Raw genomic sequence first — 274 nt, forward strand, 5'->3', positions numbered from 1 at the left:
CGCGGGTGGCGCGGCGGCGGGTCCGCGGAGCCGGAGCAGCAGCCTCCTCGACCACGGCCGGAGCCTCCACGGCAGCGGCGGGAGCCTCGGCCACGGCGGCGGGAGCCTCGACCGCGGCAGCGGCCTCGGCGGTCGGAGCGGAGGTGGCGCGGGTGGCGCGGCGGCGCGTCCGCGGAGCCGGAGCAGCAGCCTCCTCGACCACGGCCGGAGCCTCCACAGCAGCGGCGGGAGCCTCGGCCACGGCGGCGGGAGCCTCGACCGCGGCAGCGGCCTC

1 protein-coding gene is annotated in these 274 nt (G+C 82.1%); it reads right to left on the bottom strand.

Annotated features, from left to right (window positions below; genetic code table 11):
• Window positions 1–274, bottom strand: a 274-nt coding sequence (locus EF903_RS33710) for a hypothetical protein (RefSeq protein WP_148142691.1), incomplete at both ends; no start/stop codon positions are given.

This window comes from Streptomyces sp. WAC05292, from assembly GCF_003949955.1.
Taxonomy (GTDB): Bacteria; Actinomycetota; Actinomycetes; order Streptomycetales; family Streptomycetaceae; genus Streptomyces; species Streptomyces globosus.